Origin of the sequence: Streptomyces flavofungini, assembly GCF_041028215.1 — a bacterium.
In the GTDB taxonomy this organism is placed as follows: Bacteria; Actinomycetota; Actinomycetes; order Streptomycetales; family Streptomycetaceae; genus Streptomyces; species Streptomyces flavofungini_B.
On sequence record NZ_JASKYR010001389.1, the window covers coordinates 1 to 884 of the forward strand.

The window sequence follows — 884 nt, forward strand, 5'->3', positions numbered from 1 at the left end:
GCACTCCCCCACCCCTTCCGAGGAGACCTCATGATCCGCTTCGAGGACGTCTCCATGACGTACGAGGGAGCAGCGGAGCCCACGATCCGCGGGGTCGACCTCACCGTGCCCGAGGGCGAGCTCGTCCTGCTCGTCGGCCCCTCGGGAGTCGGCAAGTCGACGCTGCTCGGCACGGTCAGCGGCCTGGTCCCGCACTTCACCGGCGGCACCCTGCGCGGCCGGGTGACCGTGGCGGGCCGCGACACCCGCACCCACAAGCCCCGTGAGCTCGCCGACGTGGTCGGCACGGTCGGCCAGGACCCGCTCGCGCACTTCGTGACGGACACGGTCGAGGACGAGCTGGCGTACGGCATGGAGTCGCTCGGCCTGGCCCCCGACGTGATGCGCAGGCGGGTCGAGGAGACCCTGGACCTGCTCGGCCTCGCCGGACTGCGCGACCGCCCGATCGCCACGCTCTCCGGCGGCCAGCGGCAGCGGGTCGCGATCGGCTCGGTCCTCACCCCGCACCCCCGGGTCCTCGTCCTGGACGAGCCGACCTCCGCGCTGGACCCGGCGGCGGCCGAGGAGGTCCTCGCCGTGCTCCAGCGCCTCGTCCACGACCTCGGGACCACCGTCCTGATGGCCGAGCACCGCCTGGAGCGGGTGGTCCAGTACGCGGACCAGGTGCTGCTCCTCGCGGCGCCGGGCGAGCCGCCGGTGCTCGGCGACCCGGCCGGGCTGATGGCCCGCTCCCGGCGACCCGGCCGCGCTCATGGCCCGCTCCCCCGTCCACCCCCCGGTGGTCGCGCTCGGCCGCCTCGCGGGCTGGTCGCCGCTGCCGCTGACCGTGCGGGACGCGCGGCGCAGGGCGGTGGCGCTGCGGGAACGGCTGGCGGCCGTGACAC

General features: G+C 75.9%; 1 pseudogene. It reads left to right on the plus strand.

What is annotated here, in order from left to right:
* Positions 1-30 precede the first annotated feature (30 nt).
* Positions 31-884, plus strand: a pseudogene (locus AB8Z36_RS41235) (ABC transporter ATP-binding protein); the annotation flags it as partial.